Here is a 23,685-nt window from a genome sequence, read left to right as displayed (position 1 = left end):
CGTGGCCGTCCCGGAGATTCCCGCTGAAAAGGGCCCCGCCCCGATGCGGCCGCTCATCATGCGTTATGCCGCCCGCTCGGATGTAGGACGCATCCGCGCCAAAAATGACGACTCCGCCTACGTCGGCCGGCACCTGGCCGTTGTGGCAGACGGCATGGGCGGACACGCCGGGGGTGACGTGGCCTCCGCGGCGACTGTGCTGGACATGCTCCATCTGGACCACGGACATTACAGCGGAGACGCCGGAACGGTACTGGCGGATGAGATCCAGACCGCCAACTCACTGCTGTCCGAACTGGTCCACATCAATCCCAAGCTTGCCGGAATGGGCACCACCGTCACCGCCCTGCTGCTGGCAGAAGGCAAACTGCACTTCGCCCATATTGGCGACTCCCGGGCCTACCGGCTGCGCAACGGCGAATTCAAGCAGATCAGCGTGGACCACACGTTCGTCCAAAGGCTCATCGACGAAGGCAGGCTTCGGCCCGAGGAAGCGGAGACACATCCGCATAAGAATGTGCTGATGCGGGTCCTGGGCGACGTCGATGCCAGCCCTGAGCTCGATCTGGCCACCCTGGACGTCGAACCCGGCGAACGGTGGCTGCTTTGCTCCGACGGTTTGAACTACGTTGCGGGGCACGTGGTGGAACGCACGGTCCGCGAAACCAAGGACCTGCGGGAATGCGTCGAAACGCTGGTGGACCTCACCCTTGAAGCAGGCGCCCCGGACAACGTCACTGTTGTCATGCTGGAAATAGCGGAACAGACTCCCGACGACGTCCGCACGGCCGCCGTCGACATCGTTCAGCCCCAGGCGGGCAGCACCGGCGCGGCCGCCTTGGCAAGTACCCCGACGCCCCCGACACAAGCCCCCGACGAGAACGCACAGCTTCCGGGCGGGACGGGCGCGGAAAAGCCCCCGGAGGCCGCCTCCAAAGCCGGAGATGGCCCCGAACCGAAGCCTGCCGGGAACGCCCCGGACAGCACCCCTGAGCCTTCGCCAAAGCCGGGTGAACCCTCCGCCACCACGGACCCGCACCTGGGCGAGCACCTTTCGGCCGCCGTCCTCCGCGAGGAACTTTCCACTCGTCCGCATGAACTGGTAGGCGCCGCGGTAGCCGCAGCCGAGTCCGGCTCCATCCCCACAATTGCCGGACGGACCGTCGCCCGCCGCGCCGCAACCGTCCTCACGCACAAATCTGACCAGGGCCGCGAGGAAACCGACGAATACAAGCCCGCGGCCAAACCTCGGCGCTGGGTGACCATCGCCACGGCAGCCGCCCTCCTTGTCATCCTGAGCGTCGGACTGTGGCTCGGCTATGCGTGGACTCAAACCCGTTATTACATCGGGGAATACGACCAGCGTGTTGCCATCTTCAACGGTGTTTCACAGCGGCTGGGCCCCATCCAGCTGTCCACCCTGGAGACAGTGACTGAAATCCGCATGTCCGATCTTCCTGAGTTTTCGCAGCAACGGGTCCGCCAGACGGTTCCGGCCCGCGACCTGTACGATGCTCAGCGGATCGTGAAGAATCTCGACCTGACCGGCACAACCTCCCCGTCGGACGAGTGCGTGTCCCCGTCCCCTACCTCCACCGCCGGCCCGTCGGCCTCCGGAACCGCGCCGGCACCAACCGGCACCGCGGCGCCGCCTGGAACGTCGTCGCCCACCGCAACAACCAGCCCGTCCGCCAACGTTTGTGAGGAGGCCAAGTGACACAGATTGAGGCCGTCCCCAAGCCGCGCAGGAATACCGAGCTGGCCCTCCTGCTCCTGGCCCTTGCCGTCGGCATCGGTGCCAATGCCCTGGTGGGCGTTGACCAGGAAAAGGCGTTTGACACGGATTTCTGGTTCCAGTCCAGCCTGCTGGCAATTGCCGCCCTGGTGTTCCACGTCGTCCTGCGCATCCGGGCAAAGTATGCCGATCCGGTTATTCTTCCCTTGGTGGTCGCCCTGAACGGCCTGGGCCTCGCCATGATCCACCGCCTGGATCGGGTGGGCGAGGACACCGGCAACAACCAGCTGCGCTGGACCCTGGTTGCCATGGGCGTCGCCATCGCCGTCATCTGGTTCCTGAAGGACCACCGGATCCTGCGCCGGTTCACGTACATTTCCTTGGCAGTGAGTGCCCTGCTGCTCATTCTGCCTCTGGTGCCCGGCGTCTCCGCGGGCGAAATTCTCGGCGCCAGCGTCTGGATCAAGATTGGTCCCATGACGTTCCAGCCGGGTGAGGTCGCCAAGATCACGCTGGCTATATTCTTCGCAGGGTACCTTTCCTCCAACCGCGACCTCATCCTGCTGGCCGGCCGCAAGATCGGCCCGCTCCAGTTCCCGCGCTTCAAGGACATGGGTCCCATGATCACGGCCTGGCTCGTGAGCATCGGCGTCCTGATCTTCCAGCGCGACCTTGGCTCCTCTGTGCTGTTCTTCGGCCTGTTCATCGTGATGATCTACGTGGCCACGAGCCGCATCAGCTGGGTAATCATCGGCGTGGGCCTGCTGCTGGGCGGCGGTTTTGTAGCCTCCCGGGTTTTCTCGCACGTGGGCCTGCGCATCGACGGCTGGCTCAACGCCTTCACGGACGAAGTTTACGGACGGCAGTACGGCGGCAGCCTGCAGATCGTTGAGGGCCTGTTTGGCATGGCCAACGGTGGCCTTGTGGGCACGGGCCTTGGTCAGGGACGGCCCAACCTGGTCCCGTTTGCCAACAGCGACATGATCATCGCCTCCTTCGGCGAGGAACTCGGCCTGATCGGCCTCTTTGCCATCGTGCTGATGTACCTGCTGCTGTTCACTCGGGGTTTCCGCGCTGCCCTGGGCACACGGGATGCTTTCGGGAAACTGCTTGCCTGCGGGCTGTCATTCGCCATCGCCCTGCAGTGCTTCGTGGTGATCGGCGGCGTCACACGCCTGATTCCGCTGACCGGACTCACCACTCCGTTCCTGGCAGCGGGCGGTTCCTCGCTGCTGGCCAACTGGATCATTGTTGGCCTCCTGCTGATGATTTCGCACACCGCACGCGGTCCCGTGGACACCACGCCCATGCCGCACAGTGCGGAGCCCGGTGAGAACAAGCCCGCTCCACCCTCCCCGCCGCGTCCGGCCAAACAGCCCGGCCGGCAACCTTCCTCCGCCCATCCCGACGCGCCAACTGAAGCGGTGAAACAGCTGTGAACCATGCCATCCGGAATTCATGGATTGCCGCGGTAGCCATGTTCGCGCTCATCTTCGGGGCCCTCAGCTATGTCCAGGTGGTTGGCGCGGACGAACTGCAGGCGAACCCTTGGAACAAGCGCGCCATTCTGCAGAACTACTGCAACGACCGCGGCGCCATCATTGTCGGCGGAAAGCCCATCGCCCAGTCCGTTGCCGCCTCCGAAAGCTGTAAGTTCCAGCGGACGTACACGGAGCCGGAACTGTACGCGGGCATCACGGGGTACTTCTCCCGGAGTTTCGGCGTCACGGGCCTGGAAAGCGCCCTCAATCAGCAACTGGCCGGCAGCTCGGACCAGCTCTTCCTGGACCGGGTGGGCCAGCTGTTCCTCGGTAACCAGCCCAAGGGCGCATCCGTTGAACTCACGCTGGACCCGGAGATCCAGAAGCTCGCCTACGACCTGATTCCGGACGGCCAGCGGGGCTCCATTGTCGTGACGAACCCGAAGACGGGCGACATCCTCGCTATGGTGTCCAAGCCGTCCTACGACCCCAACCTGATCGCAACCCAGGACCCGGTGGCCGAGGCGGCCAACTACAACGAGCTGAACAAGATCCCCGGGATCAACCTGAACCAGAACGTCAGCGGCCCCACCGGTGCGCTGCTGGCGCCGGGTTCCGTGTTCAAGCTCGTGGACACGGCCGCGGCGCTCAGCTCGGGCAAGTACAACAAGGACAGTGTCCTGCCCAACCCTGCCGAGATGAGCTTCCCGGGCATCCAGTACAAGCTGCCAAACTACGCGGGCGGCAACTGCTACACCCAGAACACGGCGGACTTCGCCTTCGCACTCCAGCAGTCCTGCAACACTCCGTTCGCGGAGATTGCCCGGGACCTGGGCCAGGAAGCGATCGCAGAGCAGGCCGCGAAGTTCGGCTTCGGCGAGGACCTCGGTGACCAGCTGAAGCTGGACTACGCCAGGAAGGCCTTCCCGGAAGAAGAGCTTGACCCGGCAGGGCTGGCCCAGTCCGCCATCGGCCAGCGCGATGTCCGGGCCACGCCGCTGCAGATTGCGCTGATGACGTCAGCCATCGCCAACGGCGGCGTCCAGATGCGGCCCAACCTGATCAAGACGTTGCGGTCCCCGGACCTCCGGATCATCAGCGAACCGAAACCGGAAGTCCTCCGGACCTCCACCAGCCCCGAGATTTCCCAGCAGATCACCGGATGGATGACCAGCGTGGTCAGCCAGGGCATCGGCCGCGGGGCGGCCGTGCCGGGCGTCCAGGTAGCCGGCAAGACCGGCACCGCCGAGCTGGGAACAGACGGCTTGAACAATTCATGGTTTACCGGGTTCGCCCCGGCCAACGATCCGCAGGTGTCGGTGACCATCGTCATGCAGGGCGTGGACATCACCACCGGCGCACAGCTAACCAGTCCGAACGCGAAGAAGATTTTTGAGGCGGTGTTGAATAAGTGAGGCCTACATCGGGAATCACCCTCGGCGGGAGATTCCAGCTGACCACGCGTATTGCGATTGGCGGGATGGGTGAAGTCTGGAAAGCCAAGGACCTCATCCTTGGCAGGATTGTCGCCATCAAGGTGCTCAAAGAGGAGTACACGGGCGACCCCGGGTTCCTCCAGCGCTTCCGTGCCGAGGCGCGCCACACGGCACTGCTGAACCACGTGGGCATCGCCAACGTCTTCGATTACGGCGAAGAAGAAGGCTCGGCCTACCTGGTGATGGAGCTGGTACCGGGACATCCGCTGAGCAGCATCATCGAACGCGAACAGGTGCTGTCTCCGGACCGTACGCTTTCCATGATCGCCCAGACGGCCCGCGCCCTGTCCGTGGCCCACTCCCAGGGCCTGGTGCACCGCGATATCAAGCCGGGCAACCTGCTGATCACCCCTGAAGGCCGGGTCAAGGTGACCGACTTCGGCATCGCCCGGCTGGCGGACCAGGTCCCGCTGACCCAGACCGGACAGGTCATGGGCACGGCCCAGTACCTCGCCCCGGAACAGGCCACCGGCCAGACCGCCACTGGCGCCTCGGACATCTACTCGCTCGGCGTCATCGGCTACGAATGCCTCACCGGTCACCGTCCGTTCTCCGGTGAATCGCAGATCGCCATCGCGCTTGCCCAGGTGAATGACGCTCCGCCGCCGCTGCCGGAAACGCTGCCGACCCCGGTACGGGCACTCCTGATGTCCATGCTTGCCAAGGATCCCAAGAACCGCCCGGCCAACGCCATCAAGCTGTCCGAGGCAGCCGAAGCCATCCGCAACGGCGACATCGCCGCTGCACACGCCGCCGTTCCCGGAATGCTGCTCTTCGAGGCTGCCACCGGACCAATCACCGCACCCGTGGACATCCCCACCGCGGCGACCGGCGTCATCGAATCCAGTCCGGAGAAGGATAAATCGACGACGGCGACTTCCGCCCTTCCGGTGGTCGGCGCCGCAGGCGCCGGGGCAGCCGCAGGGCTGGCCGCCGGTGCTGCCGGCGCGACCGGTCCGCGCAGCACCCTGTCACGCGCCGACGCCCTTGCCGCCGAACGCAGTTGGGAGCAGGAGGAGGAGCAGGACCGCTACGACGAACCCGTGGATGAGCCTCCGCGCAAGGGCCGCAGCCCGTGGACGTGGCCGCTCATCGCCCTGATCGTGCTGGTCCTTTTCGCACTGGCCGGTGTCCTGCTGACCCAGACAGGGATCTTTTCCCCGTCCGCTCCGGCAGAGTCCTCGTCGACGTCAACCAGCACCAAGCCCAGCAGCGCGTCGCCGACGTCCACGTCGGCCAGCCCCACGGCCACCAGCGCGACCCCGACGCCTACCCCAACGCAGAGCACCCCGGAGACCATCAACCTGATCCCGGACGCCTACTTGGGCCGGCCGTACAACGAGGTCCGCAGCGCGCTCGTTGGCATGGGACTACAGGTCATCGGCGAGCAGGTCTTCAACGATGCTCCGGCAGGGACCGTCACCAATATCGAGCCGTCGGGTCCGGTAAACCCCGGGCAGTCCATCACCGTCACCTATTCGAAGGGACCCGACCCCAGCAAGGAGTCGTCAGTGCCGGCAATTGGCGTTGGCAGCTCTGAATCACAGACGCAGCGCGCCATAGAGGATGCCGGGCTCCGCTGGCAGAAGGGCGAGGATGTTGCAGGCAGCGCCGGCCAGGAACCCGGCACGTTCGTCAGTTCAGAGCCTGGCGCCGGCAGCAGGGTACCCGCCGGTTCCGTTGTGACGTACCACCTTGCCCGGGAAATCCTGCCCACGCCCAGCAACTCGACGTCGAACTAGGACGCATCGTGCCCGACTCACCCCGTATCCCGTCGCACAGAGAGGACAGCCTCCCAGTGAATACCCAGCGCGTCCTCAACGGGCGGTACGAGCTTGGTGAGCTTATTGGCCGTGGAGGCATGGCTGACGTGCACCGTGGCGTTGATACCCGGCTGGGCCGGACAGTGGCCATCAAACTGCTGCGGCCTGACCTCGCCCGGGACCCGCAGTTCCAGGCCCGGTTCAAGCGTGAAGCGCAGGCCGTGGCCGCGTTGAACCATCCCTCGATCGTCGCCATCTACGACACCGGGGACCACGCTGTTCCGGGAGGCCCGGAGGACACCGTCCGGGTGCCCTACATTGTGATGGAGTTCGTGTCCGGCAAGACCCTCAGGGACCTTATCCGCGCGAAGGAAGTCAGCATCGACCATGCGATCGACTTCACCCTTGGCGTGCTCTCTGCCCTTGAGTACAGTCACAAGGCAGGCATTGTGCACCGGGACATCAAGCCGGCAAACGTGATGTTCTGTGAAGACTCGGACACCATCAAGGTGATGGATTTCGGCATCGCCCGGGCTATGGCCGATTCCTCCGCCACCATGACCCAGACCCAGGCCGTTGTGGGCACCGCGCAGTATCTTTCGCCGGAACAGGCCCGCGGCGAGACTGTGGACGCCCGAAGTGATCTGTATTCCGCGGCATGCCTGCTGTACGAAATGCTAACCGGACGGCCGCCCTTTGTTGGGGACAGTCCGGTGTCCGTTGCCTACCAGCACGTCCGCGAGATTCCGGAACCTGCCAGCAGCCTGAACCCCGAGGTTTCGGAGGCTCTGGACACTGTCCTGGCCAAGGCCCTCCAAAAGAACCGGGCAGACCGTTTCCAGGATGCGGCCGCGTTCCAGCGTGCCCTCCGAGCGGCACGCAACGGAATCCCTGTGCCGGACGAGGCGGCTGGCGAGGCAGCGACGGATCCCAACAATACGGTGCCGGCAGCGGAACGGACAGCCCGGACCGCGCCGTATTCGGTCACGGGGGCAAGCTTCCTTGATGATTCGCCGGGCGGGCGGCTCCGGCCAGTCCAGGACACCCTCGGCGATGACCGGGCGCTTCCCGCCCAAGTTTACGAACCCTCGGAGGCGAGCGACCTTCCGCTCGGTCTTCCGCCGGAACGCGAGCGTACCCCGCGGCAGAAGTCCCGCCGTCGGACCTGGATTGCCACCCTTGTGATCTTCACCCTGCTGGTCCTTGCCGGGGGTGGCCTTTGGCTCTACAACATGATGAACCAACCGCCCCCTCCGGTGGCCAAGATCCAGGTTCCCTCAGTATCGGCGCTCACCGAATCCGAGGCTCTGCAGCGCCTGTACAACGCCCGGCTCAGTCCGCAGATCAACCGGCTCCAGCACGACACCATCACCAAAGGCACGGCCATCGGCACGGTTCCGGCGGCGGGAACATCGATGGAACCGGACTCCAGGGTCACATTGAACATTTCGGACGGTCCGAGCGCCGTTAAGATCCCGGATGACCTGCCCGGCCGGACGGAGGCCGCTGCCCGGGATGTCCTGCGGCAGATCGGCCTTGCCGGCGCCCCCGGCACCACCATGGCAAACAGCCCGTCGGTGCCCGCGGGACTCGTGATCACCACCAAGCCCGCTCCGGGCGACACCGTCGCGATCGGAACCACCGTGGAAATTGTGGTGTCCACCGGCAAGGTGGCCATGCCGGAACTCCGCGGCCTGCCCCAGCCGGAGGCGGAGGCGGCCCTCAAGAACCTCGGCCTCAGCATCGCCGTACGGGAAGTCGAAAACTCCGAAGTTGAACCGGGGAAAGTGACTGAGCAGAGCGATCCGGCCAACGCGTTGGTGGAACAGGGCAAGACCATCAGCGTGATCGTGGCCAAGGCGCCGGCCCCCAAGCCGACTCCGACGCCCACCCCCACACCCACCGGGACCGACAGGGATCGGGACCGCGGGTAGAAGAATCAGTGCTGGATGAGCGGGCTCAGCTTGGCGGCCCGTTCGGCTGCGCCCACCATGCCCAGTGATTCCAGCCAGTTGCCCAGCATCTGGTAGCCGCCCTCAGTGAGGACCGATTCCGGGTGGAACTGCACGCCGCAAAGCGGCGCCGTCCGGTGCTTGAGGCCCATGATCACGCCGTTGGCCGTCTGCGCGGTGATTTCCAGGACGTCCGGGATGGTCTCGCGTACCGCAGCCAGGGAGTGGTACCGGGTGGCCGTGACAGGGGAGGGGAGCCCGGCGAAGACGCTTGTTCCCTCGTGTTCCACCAGGGACGTTTTGCCGTGCATCAGCTCGGGCGCGTGCGTCACAGTGGCACCGTAGGCTTCCGCCAACGCCTGGTGTCCCAGGCAGACGCCGAACATCGGCTTGTCGTTGCCGCCGCACCATTTGATCAGGTCAATGCAGACGCCCGCCTCTGCAGGTGTGCCTGGCCCCGGCGAGATGAGGACGCCATCGCGGGCGTCCACCATCTCGATTGCCTCGGCCAAGGTGACGTCGTCGTTGCGGACCACCGTTGTCTCGGCGCCGAGCTCCTGGAGGTACCCCACCAGGGTGTAAACAAAGCTGTCGTAGTTGTCTACGACCAGGATCTTGGTGGTGCTCATTGTCGAGTTACTAAACCAATCGTTGAGTCGGTGAACTGGGTGAACTGTGACATCCAGGGAAAGAGGAACTGAACCATCAATACCAGCACGCCGGCCAGCAGCACCAGCGATGTGACGATCCTGAGCCATAGCGGGCCCGGCAAGTGGCGGAATATCCATCCGTACATAAACGTCAGCCCTTCCCGAGCGCCTTGGCCACCTGGGCCGCTATTTCCGCCGGCGGCCCGGCAGACGCCGGCTGCCAGTGATCCAGGATGGAATACGCAATGATGCGTTCCTGCGAGCCGAAGCGCGGATTGCAACTTGTCATGGTGAGATAGGCCTCCGTGGGCCGTGCTGCGGGCTGGGTGGGTACCGGCAGCAGCACGTCTGTGGCTGAGGGAAGCACAATCTGGTTGTTGCGGAAGACGTAGACATAGAATCCGTCCTTGGTCTGGACGTAGATCTTGTCGCCCGGAACCAAGGTGTGGATATTGTCCAGGACAGCCCCGTGCGTCTGGCGATGACCTGCCACCGCGAAGTTGCCCGTTGCCCCCGGCATCGCCGTATTGCTGTAGTGGCCCAGGCCGAGCGTATCCAGGACATCCATGGACGTTCCCTGCACGATCGGCCGGGTGTAGTCCGCCCCGAACCGGGGAATATACATGATGCCGATGGTTCCGCCGTGTCCGGGCGCCTCGGCAACCTTCGGCGGACCGTAGTCGGCAGGCGCGGCAGCAGTCCCGCCCGGCGGGGCGGAAGCCACAGGCCCCTCGGAACCGCCCAGTTCCTGGGCGAAATTCCGGATTGTCTCACTCTGCCTGGCATCGGACTCAACGTTGGTCCACCACAACTGCCATGCAACGAACAGGAGCAGGACCACCCCCACCGTGATCAGCAGCTCGCCAGCGATCTGAATGAGTTTTCGGAGAACCCCGACGCCGCGTGCCGGCACGGCGGAGGCCGTCCCCTTCTCCAGCAACACCACGTGATCTCCTCAATTGGCAGCGCGGGCGGGCGCCGCCGTGTTCTGAACTACAGCTAGAATTGGCTGCTAGTAAGAATTCAGACCTGACCAAAGGCGCCAACACCGCCGGCATCTTCCTCCTTGCAGGATACCAAGCCGGAGGCTCCGCCCTTGATTCAGCCCGACAAGGAGGACCCGTGCCCGAGTCAAAGCCACGAAAGAAGACCGCCGCTGCGGAAAAGCCGGCTTCTGCATCGCAGGCATACAAGCCCAACGCGGTGTGGTTCAAGCCTGTCATGTTCGGCCTGATGATCATCGGGCTGCTGTGGATCATCACCTTCTACATCAGTGAAGGCGCCCTGCCTGTCAGGGCCTGGGAGTCCTGGAACATCGTGGCCGGGTTCGGTATTGCCATCGCCGGGTTCCTGATGACCACACGCTGGCGTTCCTGACCACACGCGTCCACGGGCGGACTACCTTTACAGACACCCCTCTTCCAGCAAAAAGTCGGACCGGCACAACATGTGCCGGTCCGACTCTTTTGTCTCTGGAAACTACGAACCGGGATTCACCACGTGAATCGCGAGGTCTGAACCGGCGTCGGACGTTACGGAAATCTCCACGCCGTGCCCCGCAACCTTGACGCTTCCGTACGGGTTCTCCGCGCTGTAGTAGGCCAGCGGATCGATGTCCCTGAAGACTCCGATCGGCGCGCTGCTCAAGGCACAGGCGTCCAGCGAGGCAACAGCCGGATTGCGTTTGGTACCCGTCTGCACTTCCTTGGCGATGCACAGCGTGTCCGTGGCTTCCAGCCCGAACGTTGCATCGAACGGCTGCCGGCTGTTGCCGGGCATCGTGCCGTCGGACCATTTCAGCGGAGCGGGCCGGGCATCAACCGGCAGCGCCGAGCCTGCACCCGGGTGGGCCGAAACGTTGTTGTCCGCGTAGGAATCGTCGACGTACCAGACCAGCATGCCGTTCTGGTACTTGAAGAAATCGACCCAGTTCGGCGCGGTAATACCCTTGGTGAAGACGTACGGCCCCTCCGCCAGCGTGGCGTCAAAGCCCAGATATTCACGGTTTTCCACGAGGTAATACTGTTCAGTGGTACGGGTCACCGAGCCGGTGCTCAGCTGCCACTGGCCGTCGGCCAGCCACTGTCCCTGGCCGTGCTCGGCGTCGTCGCTAAGAATTACGGTCTTTCCGGCCGAAATCTTCACGTCGTCAATGAAGGCGCCCGGGGCGTGCACGCCGCCGTCGGTCTGGTACCTGAAGCGGAACAGCGAGGCGACGCCGCCGGCGTCGTAGGAGTAGCGAACCTGCCCCCATCCGGCGGCGCTGCTAAGCGGACGTCCTGCGGACTGCCAGGTTGTGCCGCCATCGGTGGAGTATTCACCGTAGAGGAAGTCGTAATCGGCCTCGATGTCGTACCAGGCGTTGGCCGTGACGCTCACCCTCGTCTGCGCCGGGACGGCATGGGTCAGGGATTCATTGAGGTTGTCTGCGCTGCCGGTCCACCATGCATTGGTTCCTGACGCCGGGGTGGCGTAGTCACTGGTGGTTGTCTTATCCGGAAGGTTGACCCGGACGGCCTGGTCCTTGCCCTCCACCTGGAGCTGGGCCGGATTCAGGACAAAGTCACCGCTGGTGCGTGCCTGCACGGTGCTGTGGTCCAGCCAGCCGAGGAAGAGCTTCTCTTCGGGTCCCATCAGGCCCGGAGTGGTGCCGATCCCTTCGTTGGCCGCCGACCCGTGGCCAAGCCAGGATCCCGAGCTCATGAGCGTCCAGAAGGCGGTGCTGTTGGTTGCCGCCCCGGAGGTGTCATAGAAGTCCGGCAGGCCAAGGTCATGGCCGAACTCGTGTGCAAACACACCCACTCCACCGTTTTCAGGTTCCGTGGTGTAGTCGCCCAGCCAATATTTGGAAGACCCGATCCTGGTTCCGCCGGAAAGGTTCCCTTCGGGGCCTGCGGAGCCGAATTCGTTACCGAAGGCATACCAGCGGTGGGACCAGATCGCGTCCTCGCCCAGGGCGCCGCCGCCGGCTTCCTCGCCTTCACCGGCGTGCACTGCCTGAAAGTGGTCGATGTACCCGTCGGACTCATCGAAGTTGCCGTCGTTGTCGAAGTCATAGCGGTCCCAGACATCGAACTGTGCCAGATACGCGTCGATTTCCGCCGGTGTTTTGCCCGCGGCAACCTGGGAATTCCACCACGCGTTTCCGGAGTCCCTGATGAAGGCCCACGAGCCGCCGGTGTCCTCCGTGGCGTTGTCGCCATAGAACGATCCGTTGTTGGGGACCTTCACCCAGTCCGTCACAGTATTGGTCACGGAATACTTGCCGTTTGAAACTGCCTCGTAGTAACCCTTCATCGATTCGCCGTTGCCGTTGAAAAGTTCTTCGTAGTGGGCGGGGCTGAAGTCCCGTGTCCACAGGGTGGTGTTGTCCACGGAACGGTCCGGTTCAGCGATCGAATTATGCAGCGGACCCGGTGCGGTTCCTAACCTCCCTGAGCCTTGGTCACCAAATTCGGCGAGGACGGTGAAGATCCTGTCCTGTTTGGTGGTTTCGATTTCGGCGAACTTGTCCTCCGACAGCTGCACTACGCCGTCGTCGTTGGCTTTCGTCTGGCCCCTTGCCACCTTCTCGATAGCCGCCTTGCGCTTTTCAACGAGTTCCTTCGTCCGCGGTCCGGGACGGTTGTCTTGCCGGACCGCTGCACCTGACCCCGTCGCCGCGTCGTCGACAGGTGGTGCGGCTACGGCCGGGGCGTGGATGCTGAGCATCCCGAGAACGACCCCCGCGACCCCGGCCGCGGTAATTCTGTTTTTCCTCACACGTACCTCCCAGTATTTTGTGATCAGAGCCACAGCATAATGTGAGAGTCCGCCTTCGGCTATGAACTTCGCCAAGGCGGAGTCATGTCGGCTGCTTGCCGCTGAATATGCTGTAAGCAGCACCACGGCGCAGCAATGTTAAGGAACCCAGATGATCCCGGATGAACGCGGCACCATAGTCGGCAGCGATGGCCTTGCCCGCCCGCCGTGGGCCGCCACGGACCCCCTGCTTCAGGAGTACTACGACACCGAATGGGGCATGCCTGTCCGCGATGAGCAGGGATTGTACGAACGCATCAGCCTTGAGGCTTTCCAGGCTGGCCTGTCCTGGGCCACCATCCTGCGGAAACGGCCGGCCTTCCGGCTGGCCTTCCACAATTTCCAACCCGATATCGTTGCCGCCTTCACCGAAGAGGACGTCGAACGGCTGATGCTCGACGCCGGCATCATCCGGAACAGGCTCAAGATCAGAGCCGCCATCACCAATGCCCGAGCCACCATCGCCCTGCGGAGTGAAGGCGGCCTGGTGGATTTTGTCTGGAGCTTCCAACCGGCGGCAACCCCCAACCCCCTGACGCACGCAGAAATACCCACAACGTCCCCTGAGTCCGTCGCCCTTTCCAAAGCGCTGCGCAGTAAAGGTTTCGCATTCGTTGGCCCCACCACGATGTACGCCCTCATGGAGGCGATCGGCATGATTGACACCCACCTGGCGGATAGCCATCGCCGGGGCTCGTCCGGTGTGTGGGCGGATCCGGCCTGAGGTTTTCCCATCCCTGTGGGGAAAGTTATCCACAGTGTGGATAAAAATTTGCTCCCCAGTCCATCGTTCCGCAAGGCATGGCTCCTCAACGACACACGTCGAGCGTGAACCACATCCTCGTAAGTTATTAACACTGTGGATTCACTGTGGATAACCGGCCACTCACCGGATTGGCCGGACAACCCGCCGTTCAGGGACTGACCTGCTATCCCATCCTGCGATACGCCCTGTCCCCTCGTTCTCCAATGTAAGGGGCCTCCTTATCCACTTAAGAACAGCACTATCCCCAGAAGTTATCCACAAGTGGGGATAACGCGGGGGATAATCTGCCGGCCGGGGCCGGATCAAGCTCCATGCCGGTAAATTCGAGCGAGATGCACAGGTGCGCCGGGTTATTAACAGTGTGCATAACCTGTTGACGAGTAAGCCCCTCTGTCCAATTTTCCCCAGCATCCGGAGTTTTACGCCCGCTGGGCGGGACTGCCACATGGTGGTTTTCATCGTCACGGCGGCCTCGCGCTTCCGTCGGGGCGTCTTCTGCGCCGCTGACTGAGTGGGCGAGCCCAGGAGCGTGCCGCTAAGTTGTCCACTTAACCACAGCCGCTAGGAACATCTTTATCCACAGATGTGGACAAAAAGTAGGCCAGCTGTCGATAATCGCCAGCTGGCAAGGGCAGAACGGGGGAGAGCCATTGAACTACAAGCGTGTAAGTTACCAACAATGTGGATAACACCTGTGGAAAACTTTCACGGTCAGGGACTGGTGGGAGATACGCACCGGCATGACGTCGCCTGCATGGTACAGCGCTGGGCCACACTGAGGCCGGGAACCAGTCCGCAAAGGGGTTAAAGGGTGCACGGGTGAGTGGCTGGTGTGCGTGGCAGTCCAGCGCCAGGGTGCCTGCCCGGCCGGTGTAGGTGGCAGTCCCGCGTCGGGGCGCGGCCGGTGCCAGGTTGTGCGCGCCGGAGCATGCTCGCAAGGCTGTCAGGGACACGCGTGCAGGGTCGTGGGTGCGGGGCGGGTTCCCCGGGCTGGCGTGGGTGCGTGGACCGTCGTGTGCGCCCCGGGAGATGCGGCGTGGCAGTCCTGCGGACCGGGAGGACCGGGAGGACCGGGAGGACCGGGAGGACCGGGAGGACCGGGAGGACCGGAGTATCAAAGACTCCGCGGCGAAAGCGGAAGCTTAGACGCCGGCCATTCTCAACCAGGTGGCGCCAATGAGCAGGCCCAGGACCAGCACCAGCCCGGCCGACTGCCACAGCAATCGCCGCGGACCGTGCGGTGCGTAGGCAATAGCTGCCGCACACGCGGCCCCGGTAATCAGGCCGCCAAGATGGGCCTGCCAGGCAATCTGGGGAACGATGAAGCCAATGGCACCGTTTATGGCGATCAGCACCCAGAGCTGCTTCGTATCGCCGCCGCGATGTCGTTGGACCACCAGCATGGCGCCGAACAGTCCGAAGATGGCGCCGGAGGCGCCCACAACTCCGGAAGGAGGGAGGACGGGGGTGAGCAGGAGGAATCCTACCGAGCCGCCGATGGCAGAGATGAGGTACAGAGCCAGGAAGCGGAGCCTGCCGAGGAGCGGCTCCAGCGCTTGGCCGAACATCCACAGCATGTACATGTTGAGGGCAATGTGGAGGATGAATCCCTGCGAATGCAGGAAAGCCGAGGTCAGCATCCGCCACGGTTCAAAGTAGCCGAACTCGGGCGTGGCATACACGGAGGCGAACGCGAGGTTCTCCTCGACCGACCGCCCCGGGATCAGCCACTGGAGCACGTAAAGGAGTGCACACGCGGCAATGATTCCGAACGTCACCAGGGGCCGCCCGGTAACGGCGGTGCCGCCGTAAACGGACCTGGCCGCCGGCGTCGTACGTTTTGTTTCGTTGACGCAGTCAATGCATTGGAATCCGACGGCGGCCGCCCGCTGGCATTCCGGGCATGCCGGACGCCCGCAACGCTGGCACCGGACATAGGAAGGCCTATCCGGGTGCCGGGGGCACACCGGAATCTGCGCGGACGGCTCAGCCGCCGGAATTCCGTAACTCATGGAGTGTTAGAGCTGCTCAACATCGATGCTGTTAATAACGACGTCCTCGACGGGGCGGTCACCCATGCCGGTGCGGACACCTTCGATGGCGTCAACGACCTTCTTGGATTCCTCATCGGCAACTTCACCGAAGATGCTGTGCTTGCCCTGCAGCCAGTCGGTGGGGATGGTGGTGATGAAGAACTGCGAGCCGTTGGTGCCCTTGCCCATCTGGATGCCGGCGTTGGCCATCGCCAGCTTGTACGGCTGGTTAAAGGTCAGTTCCGGGTGGATCTCGTCGTCGAACTTGTAGCCCGGTCCGCCAACGCCGCGGCCCAAGGGATCTCCGGCCTGGATCATGAAGTCCTTGATGATCCGGTGGAAGATGGTGCCGTTGTAAAGGGGCGTTCCGGTCTTGTCCTCACCGGTCTCCGGGTGGGTCCAGGCCTGCTCGCCGGTGGCCAGGCCGACGAAGTTCTTGACCGTCTTGGGCGCGTGGTTGCCGAAGAGGTTGACGACGATGTCGCCGAGGCTGGTGTGGATGGTTGCTTTTGCAGTTGCGATGGCAGTCATAGGCCCATTGTTCCACGTCGGGCTATCGAGCTGCAGGCCTGCCGGACAGTTCCGCGCTCGGTGAAATCGGCCTGAAATGCACCTGAAGAATAGCCGGTGACTACCAATCCACGTAGGCTAACAAAAGAACCGTCACATTAATCGGGAGGTAGTTGTGAAGAAATCGGATCGTATTGCCCGTGACCTGGAGCAGTCAGTCAGCAGCGCGGTAGAGAACGCCAAGGATTGGGCAGCCCCCCGCGTAGAAGCAGCCGTGGACTGGGCGGTTCCCCGCCTGCAGCACGGCATCGACACCGCTTCCCCGAAGATTCAGGAAGGGCTCAAATCGGCAGCCCACAACCTGGCCGACGGCGTTGCCACCGTGACGCCGCGCATCCAGGACGGACTGGCCCACCTCGCGCCCAAGATCCATGACGTTGTGGATAACGCCACGCCACGCCTGCACGAGGCACTGGACAAGGCCACCCCGGTCATCTCCCAGGCCCGCGACCGCGTAGTGGTGGAATACCTGCCCAGGCTTTCGGACCAGATTGGCTACGCTTCGGAGGCCGTGCACCGTACGCTCGAAAGCGCACCGGCCCATGTTGATGCCGTCGCCCAGAGGCTTGCTGATTCCGGCGTTGTGCATTCCATCCAGGACCAGGCCCAGGCCGCGAGCCACCAGCTCAAGGCCGCTGCAGCCGAAGCGACCCGCGTTGTTACCGGAGAAGTGGCCAAGCCGCAGAAGCCCAAGCACCGCGGACTGCTGATCTTCGGCGTGATCGCTGCCGCGGTTGCCGCCGGTGTGGCCGCTTGGAAAGCTTCCAAGCCGGTGGAGGATCCCTGGAAGACTCCGGCTCCGGTCACGCCTGCCCCCGTCCCCGCCGACAGCGCCACCACCGTCAATGACGTCACTGCGACATCCTCCGCTGAGGCTGGCCCTGCGGCTACCGTCGGTGAGAAGGCTGTCGACGCGGCGGACGCTGCTGCTGACTCCTCCGAGGACGCCGCCGAGAAGGCCGCGGATGCGGTCGAGGACGCCAAGGACGAGGCCGCCAGGGTTGCCACGGACGCCAAGACTGCTGTGAAGAACATCGCTTCCAGCATGAACAACGGTGCCGCAAAGCCCGCCGACAAGTAATCCCGGCCGTTATCGGACGGCAGCATATCTGAGGGGTCCCGCAGTGCGGGGCCCCTCAGTTGTTTGCCCGACCTTCACCCGGCGTCCCGGGCAGCAACACACAAGGGTGCTAAATTTGTGGTGATGTCACCCGATAGATCCGCCGAGGATGCCTCGCACGACGCTGCGCTTATGCCGGGCGTATCCATCGTCATACCGGCATATAACGAAGAAAGCGTCATCCGGCAGTGCCTTATCGCGGCTGTGTACCAGTCCGTGCCTGCCGCGGAGATCATCGTTGTGGACAATATGTCCAAGGACCGCACAGCGGACATCGTGCGCCAGATGCAGCAGGAATACCCCGAGAGCCCCATCATCCTGCTCAGCCAGGACCGGGACCAGGGCCTCATCCCGACCCGCAACTTCGGCCTCAACCACGCCACGGGTGACGTGCTGGGCCGGATCGATGCGGACTCCGTGGTGGAACCGGACTGGGTGGAACAGGTTCAGAAGGCCTTCCTTGACCCGACGGTCCAGGCTGCCACCGGCCCCGTGGTGTACTACGACATGCCGATGCGCCGTTTCGGGCTCAAAGCCGACGATAAGATGCGGCAGCTGATGCTCAAACTGGCCAAACACCAGTACCACTTCCTTTTCGGGTCCAACATGGCACTCCGCCGCTCGGCTTGGGAAACCATCCGCGACGAGACCTGCCGGGATGAGAAGGACGAGATGCACGAGGACATCGACCTCTCCCTTCACCTCGCCGACCATGACCTCAGGGTGCAGTACTGGCCCCAGATGGTGTCCGGAATGTCCGCCCGCCGGCTCGAGGATTCCCCCCGCGACTACCGGTACTACGTCACCAGGTTCGACCGGACATACAAGGCCCACAACGTCAAGAAGATGGCCCTCAAGGCGCCCATGGTGGTGTTCTTCTCCGTGTATTTCCCGGCCAAGCTCCTGCGCGCCATCCACACTGTGAACTCCGCCCAGCCGGCGCGCCGCGGCGGGCAGTAGTCTTTAGCCGCGCCCTCGCGGGACCTGCTGTCGTACACCCGACAACGGGTGTCAGTCCGTTCCCAGCTCGGCCACGCGGGTTGGCTCGGGCGGTGCGGGCCTCCTGCGCCGTTGACCGGCGACGACGACGGCGAGCCCAACCAGAATCAGCGCCAGTCCTGCGTAGGTGCCGGCCGGGAGCGTCTCACCCAGGAACACGGCTGCCAGCAGCGCGGCACCGGGAATCTCCAGCAGAATGATCATGGACACCAGCAGCGGGCTCATGGTGGCCAGCAGATGGTTGAACGCGGTGTGTCCCACCAGCTGGGCGCACACAGTGATCGCAAGGATGCCTATCCAGCCTGCGCTGTCGAATCCCACCAGCGGCTGCTTGGCGAATAGGGCCATCAACGCAACCAATGCGGCGCACATCCCGTAGCAGAGCGTCGTATAAGTACCGGTGCGCATGGTCTCACGCGCTTTACCGCCTGCAAGCGTGTAGAGGCCGGCAAGGGCGCCTCCTGCCACCGCCAGCAGGTCACCCAGCAGCGCTTCCGGCGAGGTGCCCATATCGAAGCCGGTGATGGCCACAACGCCACAGAACGCCATTCCCAGGCCAACCAAGACTTGCCAGCGATGGCGGACGCCCCGAAACAGCTGGAAAACTGCGATCCAACCGGACTGAAGGCAGACCAGCGCCGTAGCGGCGGCGACGGATGTGAGCTGGAGGGAGGTGATGAAGCAGGCGAAGTGCAGTGCCAAGGCCACGGCGGCAAGGGTCGACCAACGGAACTCGCGAGCTGTCACCTTCCCGAACTGCCTGGCATCGGTCACCAGGACCGGGGAGGCCATAACTGCGGCTCCGATGGCGTTGCGCCAGAACGCAATGGCAAAGGCGCTAACGGTGGTGGCTCCCAGCGTGGCGGCGATGAGCGGCCCTGAGGAGGCCACGCCGAGCACGCCCAAAGCGGCGAGGAAGAGGTTCACTGTTCCAACAGTAGTGCTGGCTCCAAAGTCCCGGTGATATCTGTCCTTGACGGTGGAATACCGCGGTGCCAGTCTTAAGTCCCGGTCTCACTGTTATCCGCGAAGGAGACCATCATGGCGCAAATGATCCGCAAGAGCCTGGATAAACCAGAGGAAACCCGCCCCTTCGAAGAAGGAATGGGTCAGCTGGACCTCGTCAATATCGATGCAGGAGCCGTTGGACGCGCGACCTTCCTGCCGGGCTGGCAGTGGTCCAAGCACGTCAAGCCCATCGCTAAAACGGACAGCTGCATGGCGAGCCATATGGGCTACACAATTTCGGGTCGGCTGAAGGTTGTCATGGACGACGGCGAAGAGATGGAGTACGGCCCCGGTGACTTTGGCATCATCCCGCCCGGACACGACGCCTGGGTGGTCGGTGATGAGCCCTACGTGGTCATCGACTGGCAGGGCATGGACGATTACGCCAAGCGCAAGGACTGAGGCAAAGCAAAAGGCCCCGGAGTGCGTTTCCGCATTCCGGGGCCTTTCCTTATGGTGGAGGCACGGGGACTCGAACCCCGAACCCCCTGCTTGCAAAGCAGGTGCGCTACCAATTGCGCCATGCCCCCATAAGAAGCAACCCGTCAATCATACCCTAGTTCCGGAGCCGTTCTTACCAGCGTCGGGACCGGGAATCCGGACTATTCGACTGTGTCAGTCGAATCGCTCCAGACCGTTTTCCGGGCTTCGGATTCCTGCACTTTCCTGACGAGCAGGGCGCCTGCGATAGCAACTGCGACAAACAGCAACTTCTTCACATGCACCCCGTTCCGGCCCGGTTTTACCCGAACCATTTCCAAAACCTGTGCAGGTTCCGTGGGCGTACCAGGACTTGAACCTGGGACCTCTTCGTTATCAGCGAAGCGCTCTAACCGCCTGAGCTATACGCCCCGATGCCTCATCGGGCCGAGACATGACTTTACAGCACATCCCGGCCCGATCTCAAATCGAGGCATTTCGCCGGTCGAATTCCGGCGAAAATCCGCGGACTTAGTCGTCCGTCAGGGTCACGCCGATGCCGCCTACGAGGGTGGCGGAGATGTTGTAAAGCACGGCTGAGAGCATCGACAGGGCAGTCAGCAGCACAACATTCACGACGGCGATGATGACCGCAAAGGAAGCCACCTGGCCGAGGGAGGCGACCTTCTTCAGTTCGAATCCGCCACCTTCGGAACCCGCCAGCGTTCCAAGCAGGCTGTCCACCTGGTCAAAGATGCCGGTCAGGTCCAGGACCGTCCAGAGGACGATCGCGGCGACAACCGTAACGATGCCGAGCGCCACTGAGAGCAGGAAGGCCATCTTCAGCACGGACCAGGGGTCCACCTTGCTGACGAGGAGCCGGGCACGGCGGACCTTGGCCTTCGGGGCCGGCTTGACCAGCCCAGGGGCGCCCTGGGCGGCTGCCTGCGCCGGGCGCTGCCCGGGAACGCCGGGGCGCTGTCCCTGGGGCGCCTGGGCGGGACGTTGTCCCTGTGCAGGGCGCTGGCCGGGGACCACCGGACGCTGCGCCGGGGCGCCAGGCGTCGAAGGCCGCTGCTGGGGGCGTACGGGGGCGTTCACGCGCGGAGCGGACGCCGGCTGCCTGATCCCGCCGGGAGTGTTGCTGTTCGGCTTGGGATATGAGTCGGAATTACTCACTCGTTACCTCCGGTAATTTCTTCGTCCAGCTCAGCGTCGTCCGATGACTCTTCGGACTCCACGGCCGGTGCTGAATCTGCCTCTGCGGACCCGTCATGTGATCCGGCACCTTCAGCCAACGTTACGTCATCCCCGGCCGCAGCCGGGCTTTCGCCCGGGTTTTCCGGGTCGGCGGTTTCGGTCTCGTCACCTTCCAGGCCGCGTTCACTGTTGCGCGCAACCTCGATAATGCGGTCGTTTTTGTCCGGCTTGGCGAAGATGACACCCATGGTGTCGCGGCCCTTGGCAGGCACGCCGGCCACCGATGACCGGACCACCTTGCCGCCTTCCATAACCACCAGGACTTCGTCCTCTTCCTGGACAATCAGGGCACCCACGAGATGGCCCCGCTCTTCCTGGTACTTACCGACCTTGATTCCCAAGCCGCCGCGGCCCTGGAGGCGGTATTCCTCCACGGCCGTACGCTTGGCGTACCCGCCTTCGGTGACGATGAAGACGAACGAGCCGTCCTTGACGACGTCCGCGGCAAGGAGTTCATCGTCCTCGCGGAACTTCATGCCCGTCACGCCGGAGGTCGCACGGCCCATGGGGCGCAGTGCATCGTCCGTTGCCGTGAAGCGGATGGACTGGCCCATGCGGGAAACCAGCATGAGGTCGTCCGTTTCCGAGACGAGCTGCGCGGAGACGAGTTCGTCGCCGTCGCGCAGGTTGATCGCGATGACACCCGCGGACCGGTTGGTGTCGTAGTCCTCCAGGCGGGTCTTTTTGACCAGGCCCCGCTTGGTGGCCAGCACCAGGTAGGGGGCGTGCTGGTAATCGCGGAGATCCAAAACCTGGGCGATGTGCTCGTCCGGCTGGAACGCCAGCAGGTTCGCGACGTGCTGGCCCTTGGCGTCACGACCCGCTTCCACGAGTTCGTAGGCCTTGGCCCGGTAGACGCGTCCCAGGTTGGTGAAGAACAGCAGCCAATGGTGCGTGGTTGTGACGAAGAAATGCTCCACGACGTCGTCCCCGCGCAGCTGGGCACCCTTGATGCCCTTGCCGCCGCGCTGCTGTGAGCGGTAGTTGTCACTGCGCGTGCGCTTGACGTACCCGCCGCGGGTGATGGTGACCACCATTTCCTCTTCGGGGATCAGGTCCTCCATGGACATGTCACCGTCGAAGCCCATCAGGATCTTGGTGCGGCGGTCATCCCCGTGCTTGGCCACGATTTCGGCAAGTTCGGTGCTGATGATCTCGCGCTGGCGTTCTTCGGAGGCCAGGATCGAGTTGTACTCGGCGATCAGGGCTTCCAGTTCGGCGTGGCGGTCCTGGATCTTCTGGCGTTCCAGGGCGGCAAGCCGGCGCAGCTGCATGTCCAGGATGGCCCGGGCCTGCAGTTCATCGATGTCCAGCAGTTGCATCAGGCCGTCACGGGCCGCTTCCGTGGTGTTGGACGCGCGGATGAGGGCAATGACCTCGTCCAACATGTCCAAAGCCTTGAGGAGTGCACGCAGGATGTGTGCTTCCTCTTCGGCCTTGCGCAGGCGGTAACGGGTCCGGCGTGCGATGACGTCCATCTGGTGGGTGACCCAGTGCCGGATGAAGGCATCCAGGCTGAGGGTCCGCGGGACACCGTCAACGATCGCCAGCATGTTGGCCGCGAAGTTGTCCTGCAGCTGAGTGTGCTTGTAGAGGTTGTTCAGCACCACCTTGGCCACGGCGTCGCGCTTGAGCACGATCACCAGGCGCTGGCCGGTGCGGCCCGACGTCTCGTCGCGGAGGTCGGCGATGCCCGAGATCTTCCCGTCCTTGACGAGTTCGGCGATCTTGATGGCCAGGTTGTCCGGGTTGGCCTGGTACGGCAATTCGGTGACCACCAGGCAGGTGCGGCCCTGGAGTTCCTCCACATTGACCACGGCACGCATGGTGATGGACCCACGCCCGGTGCGGTAGGCATCTTCAATGCCTTTGTGGCCCAGGATGGTGGCACCCGTGGGAAAATCAGGTCCCTTGATGCGCAGCAGGAGCTCTTCCAGCAGCTCTTCGCGGCTTGCAGTCGGGTTGGCCAGGTACCACTGCACGCCATCGGCAACCTCGCGGAGGTTGTGCGGCGGAATGTTGGTGGCCATGCCGACGGCGATGCCCGAGGAGCCGTTGACCAGCAGGTTGGGGAAACGCGCCGGCAGGATGGTGGGTTCCTGGTTCTTGCCGTCGTAGTTGTCCTGGAAGTCGACGGTTTCCTCGTCGATGTCGCGGACCATCTCCATGGCAAGCGGAGCCATCTTCGTTTCGGTATACCGCGGAGCCGCAGCGCCGTCGTTGCCCGGCGAACCGAAGTTGCCTTGGCCGAGCGCCAGCGGGTAGCGCATGGTCCAGTCCTGGATCAGGCGCACCAGGGCGTCGTAGATGGCCGTATCGCCGTGCGGGTGGTACTGGCCCATGACCTCGCCCACCACGCGGGCGCACTTGTTGAAGGAGCGGTCCGGACGGTAGCCGCCGTCGAACATCGCGTAGAGAACCCGGCGGTGGACGGGCTTGAGGCCGTCACGGACGTCCGGCAGGGCACGGCCAACGATAACGGCCATGGCGTAGTCGAGGTAGGAGCGCTGCATTTCCGTCTGCAGGTCCACCTGTTCCACGCGGTCGACCAGCACGTCGCCTTCCAGGACGGGCTCGACGGGGCCGGCGGATTCGGCCGGAACCTCGGGTGTTTCGTCACTCATAGTCTAT

The 23,685-nt window shown here is 63.8% G+C and carries 19 protein-coding genes and 2 tRNA genes; 10 read left to right on the top strand and 11 right to left on the bottom strand.

Translation table 11 applies throughout. The features are described 5' to 3' along the window. Nucleotide 1: 1 nt before the first annotated feature. From J2805_RS01290 to pknB, 5 genes are read left to right on the top strand one after another with little or no spacing between them, the layout of a single operon-like run. Nucleotides 2-1,717, top strand: a complete 1,716-nt coding sequence (locus J2805_RS01290) for a PP2C family protein-serine/threonine phosphatase (protein ID WP_396134170.1) — start codon at nucleotides 2-4, stop codon at nucleotides 1,715-1,717. Then, the gene (locus J2805_RS01285) at nucleotides 1,714-3,174 is read left to right on the top strand and encodes an FtsW/RodA/SpoVE family cell cycle protein (RefSeq protein ID WP_309967962.1); all 1,461 of its coding nucleotides are present in this window, start codon (nucleotides 1,714-1,716) and stop codon (nucleotides 3,172-3,174) included. Before J2805_RS01290 ends, J2805_RS01285 begins: the two co-directional genes overlap by 4 nt. Further along, nucleotides 3,171-4,631 carry a peptidoglycan D,D-transpeptidase FtsI family protein gene (locus J2805_RS01280; protein ID WP_309967958.1) on the top strand — a complete coding sequence of 487 codons (1,461 nt, stop codon included), beginning with the start codon at nucleotides 3,171-3,173 and terminating at the stop codon, nucleotides 4,629-4,631. Before J2805_RS01285 ends, J2805_RS01280 begins: the two co-directional genes overlap by 4 nt. Continuing rightward, complete coding sequence (locus J2805_RS01275; protein WP_309967954.1) at nucleotides 4,628-6,454, top strand: protein kinase domain-containing protein; 1,827 nt, start codon at nucleotides 4,628-4,630, stop codon at nucleotides 6,452-6,454. Before J2805_RS01280 ends, J2805_RS01275 begins: the two co-directional genes overlap by 4 nt. A gap of 56 nt (nucleotides 6,455-6,510) precedes the next feature. Further along, nucleotides 6,511-8,409 (top strand): Stk1 family PASTA domain-containing Ser/Thr kinase, encoded by a 1,899-nt coding sequence (pknB, locus tag J2805_RS01270; RefSeq protein ID WP_309967951.1) that lies wholly within the window; start codon nucleotides 6,511-6,513, stop codon nucleotides 8,407-8,409. Between the two features lie 5 nt (nucleotides 8,410-8,414). Here pknB and J2805_RS01265 read toward each other — a convergent pair whose 3' ends face one another. Both J2805_RS01265 and J2805_RS01260 read right to left on the bottom strand, forming a co-directional pair. Further along, nucleotides 8,415-9,056, bottom strand: a complete 642-nt coding sequence (locus J2805_RS01265; RefSeq protein ID WP_309967948.1) for an aminodeoxychorismate/anthranilate synthase component II — start codon at nucleotides 9,054-9,056, stop codon at nucleotides 8,415-8,417. Nucleotides 9,057-9,228: 172 nt separating this feature from the next. Next, complete coding sequence (locus J2805_RS01260) at nucleotides 9,229-10,023, bottom strand: class E sortase (protein WP_309967945.1); 795 nt, start codon at nucleotides 10,021-10,023, stop codon at nucleotides 9,229-9,231. Between the two features lie 176 nt (nucleotides 10,024-10,199). Here J2805_RS01260 and J2805_RS01255 point away from each other — a divergent pair, with 176 nt between their 5' ends. Then, entirely contained in the window at nucleotides 10,200-10,454 is a 255-nt protein-coding gene (locus J2805_RS01255) for a cell division protein CrgA (RefSeq protein ID WP_214843062.1), read from the top strand. A 102-nt stretch (nucleotides 10,455-10,556) separates the two neighbouring features. Here the strand turns inward: J2805_RS01255 and J2805_RS01250 are convergent, their stop codons facing one another. Next, nucleotides 10,557-12,839 (bottom strand): immune inhibitor A domain-containing protein, encoded by a 2,283-nt coding sequence (locus J2805_RS01250; RefSeq protein WP_309967942.1) that lies wholly within the window; start codon nucleotides 12,837-12,839, stop codon nucleotides 10,557-10,559. A 151-nt stretch (nucleotides 12,840-12,990) separates the two neighbouring features. On the opposite strand from J2805_RS01250, the gene J2805_RS01245 reads away from it, so the two are divergent. After that, nucleotides 12,991-13,602, top strand: a complete 612-nt coding sequence (locus tag J2805_RS01245) for a DNA-3-methyladenine glycosylase I (RefSeq protein WP_309967938.1) — start codon at nucleotides 12,991-12,993, stop codon at nucleotides 13,600-13,602. Between the two features lie 1,184 nt (nucleotides 13,603-14,786). Here J2805_RS01245 and J2805_RS01240 read toward each other — a convergent pair. Both J2805_RS01240 and J2805_RS01235 read right to left on the bottom strand, forming a co-directional pair. After that, nucleotides 14,787-15,656, bottom strand: coding sequence for a rhomboid family intramembrane serine protease (locus tag J2805_RS01240; RefSeq protein ID WP_309967934.1), 870 nt, complete (start codon nucleotides 15,654-15,656; stop codon nucleotides 14,787-14,789). 6 nt (nucleotides 15,657-15,662) lie between these two features. Beyond that, nucleotides 15,663-16,208: a peptidylprolyl isomerase gene (locus J2805_RS01235; protein WP_028271893.1), complete on the bottom strand. Its 546-nt coding sequence runs from the start codon at nucleotides 16,206-16,208 to the stop codon at nucleotides 15,663-15,665. 154 nt (nucleotides 16,209-16,362) lie between these two features. On the opposite strand from J2805_RS01235, the gene J2805_RS01230 reads away from it, so the two are divergent. Continuing rightward, a complete protein-coding gene (locus tag J2805_RS01230) occupies nucleotides 16,363-17,328 on the top strand; it encodes a hypothetical protein (RefSeq protein ID WP_309967925.1) in 966 nt (321 codons plus the stop codon). A gap of 123 nt (nucleotides 17,329-17,451) precedes the next feature. Next, nucleotides 17,452-18,327: a glycosyltransferase family 2 protein gene (locus tag J2805_RS01225; protein ID WP_309967922.1), complete on the top strand. Its 876-nt coding sequence runs from the start codon at nucleotides 17,452-17,454 to the stop codon at nucleotides 18,325-18,327. Between the two features lie 51 nt (nucleotides 18,328-18,378). Here J2805_RS01225 and J2805_RS01220 read toward each other — a convergent pair whose 3' ends face one another. After that, nucleotides 18,379-19,293 (bottom strand): DMT family transporter, encoded by a 915-nt coding sequence (locus J2805_RS01220; protein WP_309967920.1) that lies wholly within the window; start codon nucleotides 19,291-19,293, stop codon nucleotides 18,379-18,381. Nucleotides 19,294-19,407: 114 nt separating this feature from the next. Between J2805_RS01220 and J2805_RS01215 the strand changes: the two genes are divergently transcribed. Next, nucleotides 19,408-19,776 (top strand): cupin domain-containing protein, encoded by a 369-nt coding sequence (locus J2805_RS01215; protein ID WP_309967919.1) that lies wholly within the window; start codon nucleotides 19,408-19,410, stop codon nucleotides 19,774-19,776. A gap of 52 nt (nucleotides 19,777-19,828) precedes the next feature. On the opposite strand, the gene J2805_RS01210 is transcribed toward J2805_RS01215, so the two are convergent. From J2805_RS01210 to gyrA, 5 genes are all read right to left on the bottom strand, one after another. Then, nucleotides 19,829-19,904: transfer RNA gene (locus J2805_RS01210), tRNA-Ala, on the bottom strand. A 72-nt stretch (nucleotides 19,905-19,976) separates the two neighbouring features. Continuing rightward, the gene (locus tag J2805_RS01205) at nucleotides 19,977-20,129 is read right to left on the bottom strand and encodes a DLW-39 family protein (RefSeq protein ID WP_309967916.1); all 153 of its coding nucleotides are present in this window, start codon (nucleotides 20,127-20,129) and stop codon (nucleotides 19,977-19,979) included. 23 nt (nucleotides 20,130-20,152) lie between these two features. Beyond that, nucleotides 20,153-20,226 (bottom strand) — tRNA-Ile (locus J2805_RS01200). Nucleotides 20,227-20,325: 99 nt separating this feature from the next. Then, entirely contained in the window at nucleotides 20,326-20,973 is a 648-nt protein-coding gene (locus tag J2805_RS01195; RefSeq protein WP_309967913.1) for a DUF3566 domain-containing protein, read from the bottom strand. Beyond that, nucleotides 20,970-23,678, bottom strand: a complete 2,709-nt coding sequence (gene gyrA, locus J2805_RS01190) for a DNA gyrase subunit A (RefSeq protein ID WP_309967910.1) — start codon at nucleotides 23,676-23,678, stop codon at nucleotides 20,970-20,972. The genes J2805_RS01195 and gyrA overlap by 4 nt, the downstream gene beginning before the upstream one ends. Nucleotides 23,679-23,685: the final 7 nt, after the last annotated feature.

Source organism: Arthrobacter oryzae (assembly GCF_031454875.1).
Taxonomy (GTDB): Bacteria; Actinomycetota; Actinomycetes; order Actinomycetales; family Micrococcaceae; genus Arthrobacter; species Arthrobacter oryzae_D.
Note: the sequence above shows the minus strand (reverse complement) of the source record. Positions and strands in the feature narration are given on the sequence as shown.

What these genes read in the sequence shown, in the direction of transcription:
- J2805_RS01265 (WP_309967948.1), bottom strand. Translation starts at nt 9,056, where the DNA reads ATGAGCACCACCAAGATCCTGGTCGTAGACAACTACGACAGCTTTGTT.
- J2805_RS01245 (WP_309967938.1), top strand. Translation starts at nt 12,991, where the DNA reads ATGATCCCGGATGAACGCGGCACCATAGTCGGCAGCGATGGCCTTGCC.
- J2805_RS01240 (WP_309967934.1), bottom strand. Translation starts at nt 15,656, where the DNA reads ATGAGTTACGGAATTCCGGCGGCTGAGCCGTCCGCGCAGATTCCGGTG.
- J2805_RS01235 (WP_028271893.1), bottom strand. Translation starts at nt 16,208, where the DNA reads ATGACTGCCATCGCAACTGCAAAAGCAACCATCCACACCAGCCTCGGC.
- J2805_RS01225 (WP_309967922.1), top strand. Translation starts at nt 17,452, where the DNA reads ATGTCACCCGATAGATCCGCCGAGGATGCCTCGCACGACGCTGCGCTT.
- J2805_RS01215 (WP_309967919.1), top strand. Translation starts at nt 19,408, where the DNA reads ATGGCGCAAATGATCCGCAAGAGCCTGGATAAACCAGAGGAAACCCGC.
- J2805_RS01205 (WP_309967916.1), bottom strand. Translation starts at nt 20,129, where the DNA reads ATGGTTCGGGTAAAACCGGGCCGGAACGGGGTGCATGTGAAGAAGTTG.
- gyrA (WP_309967910.1), bottom strand. Translation starts at nt 23,678, where the DNA reads ATGAGTGACGAAACACCCGAGGTTCCGGCCGAATCCGCCGGCCCCGTC.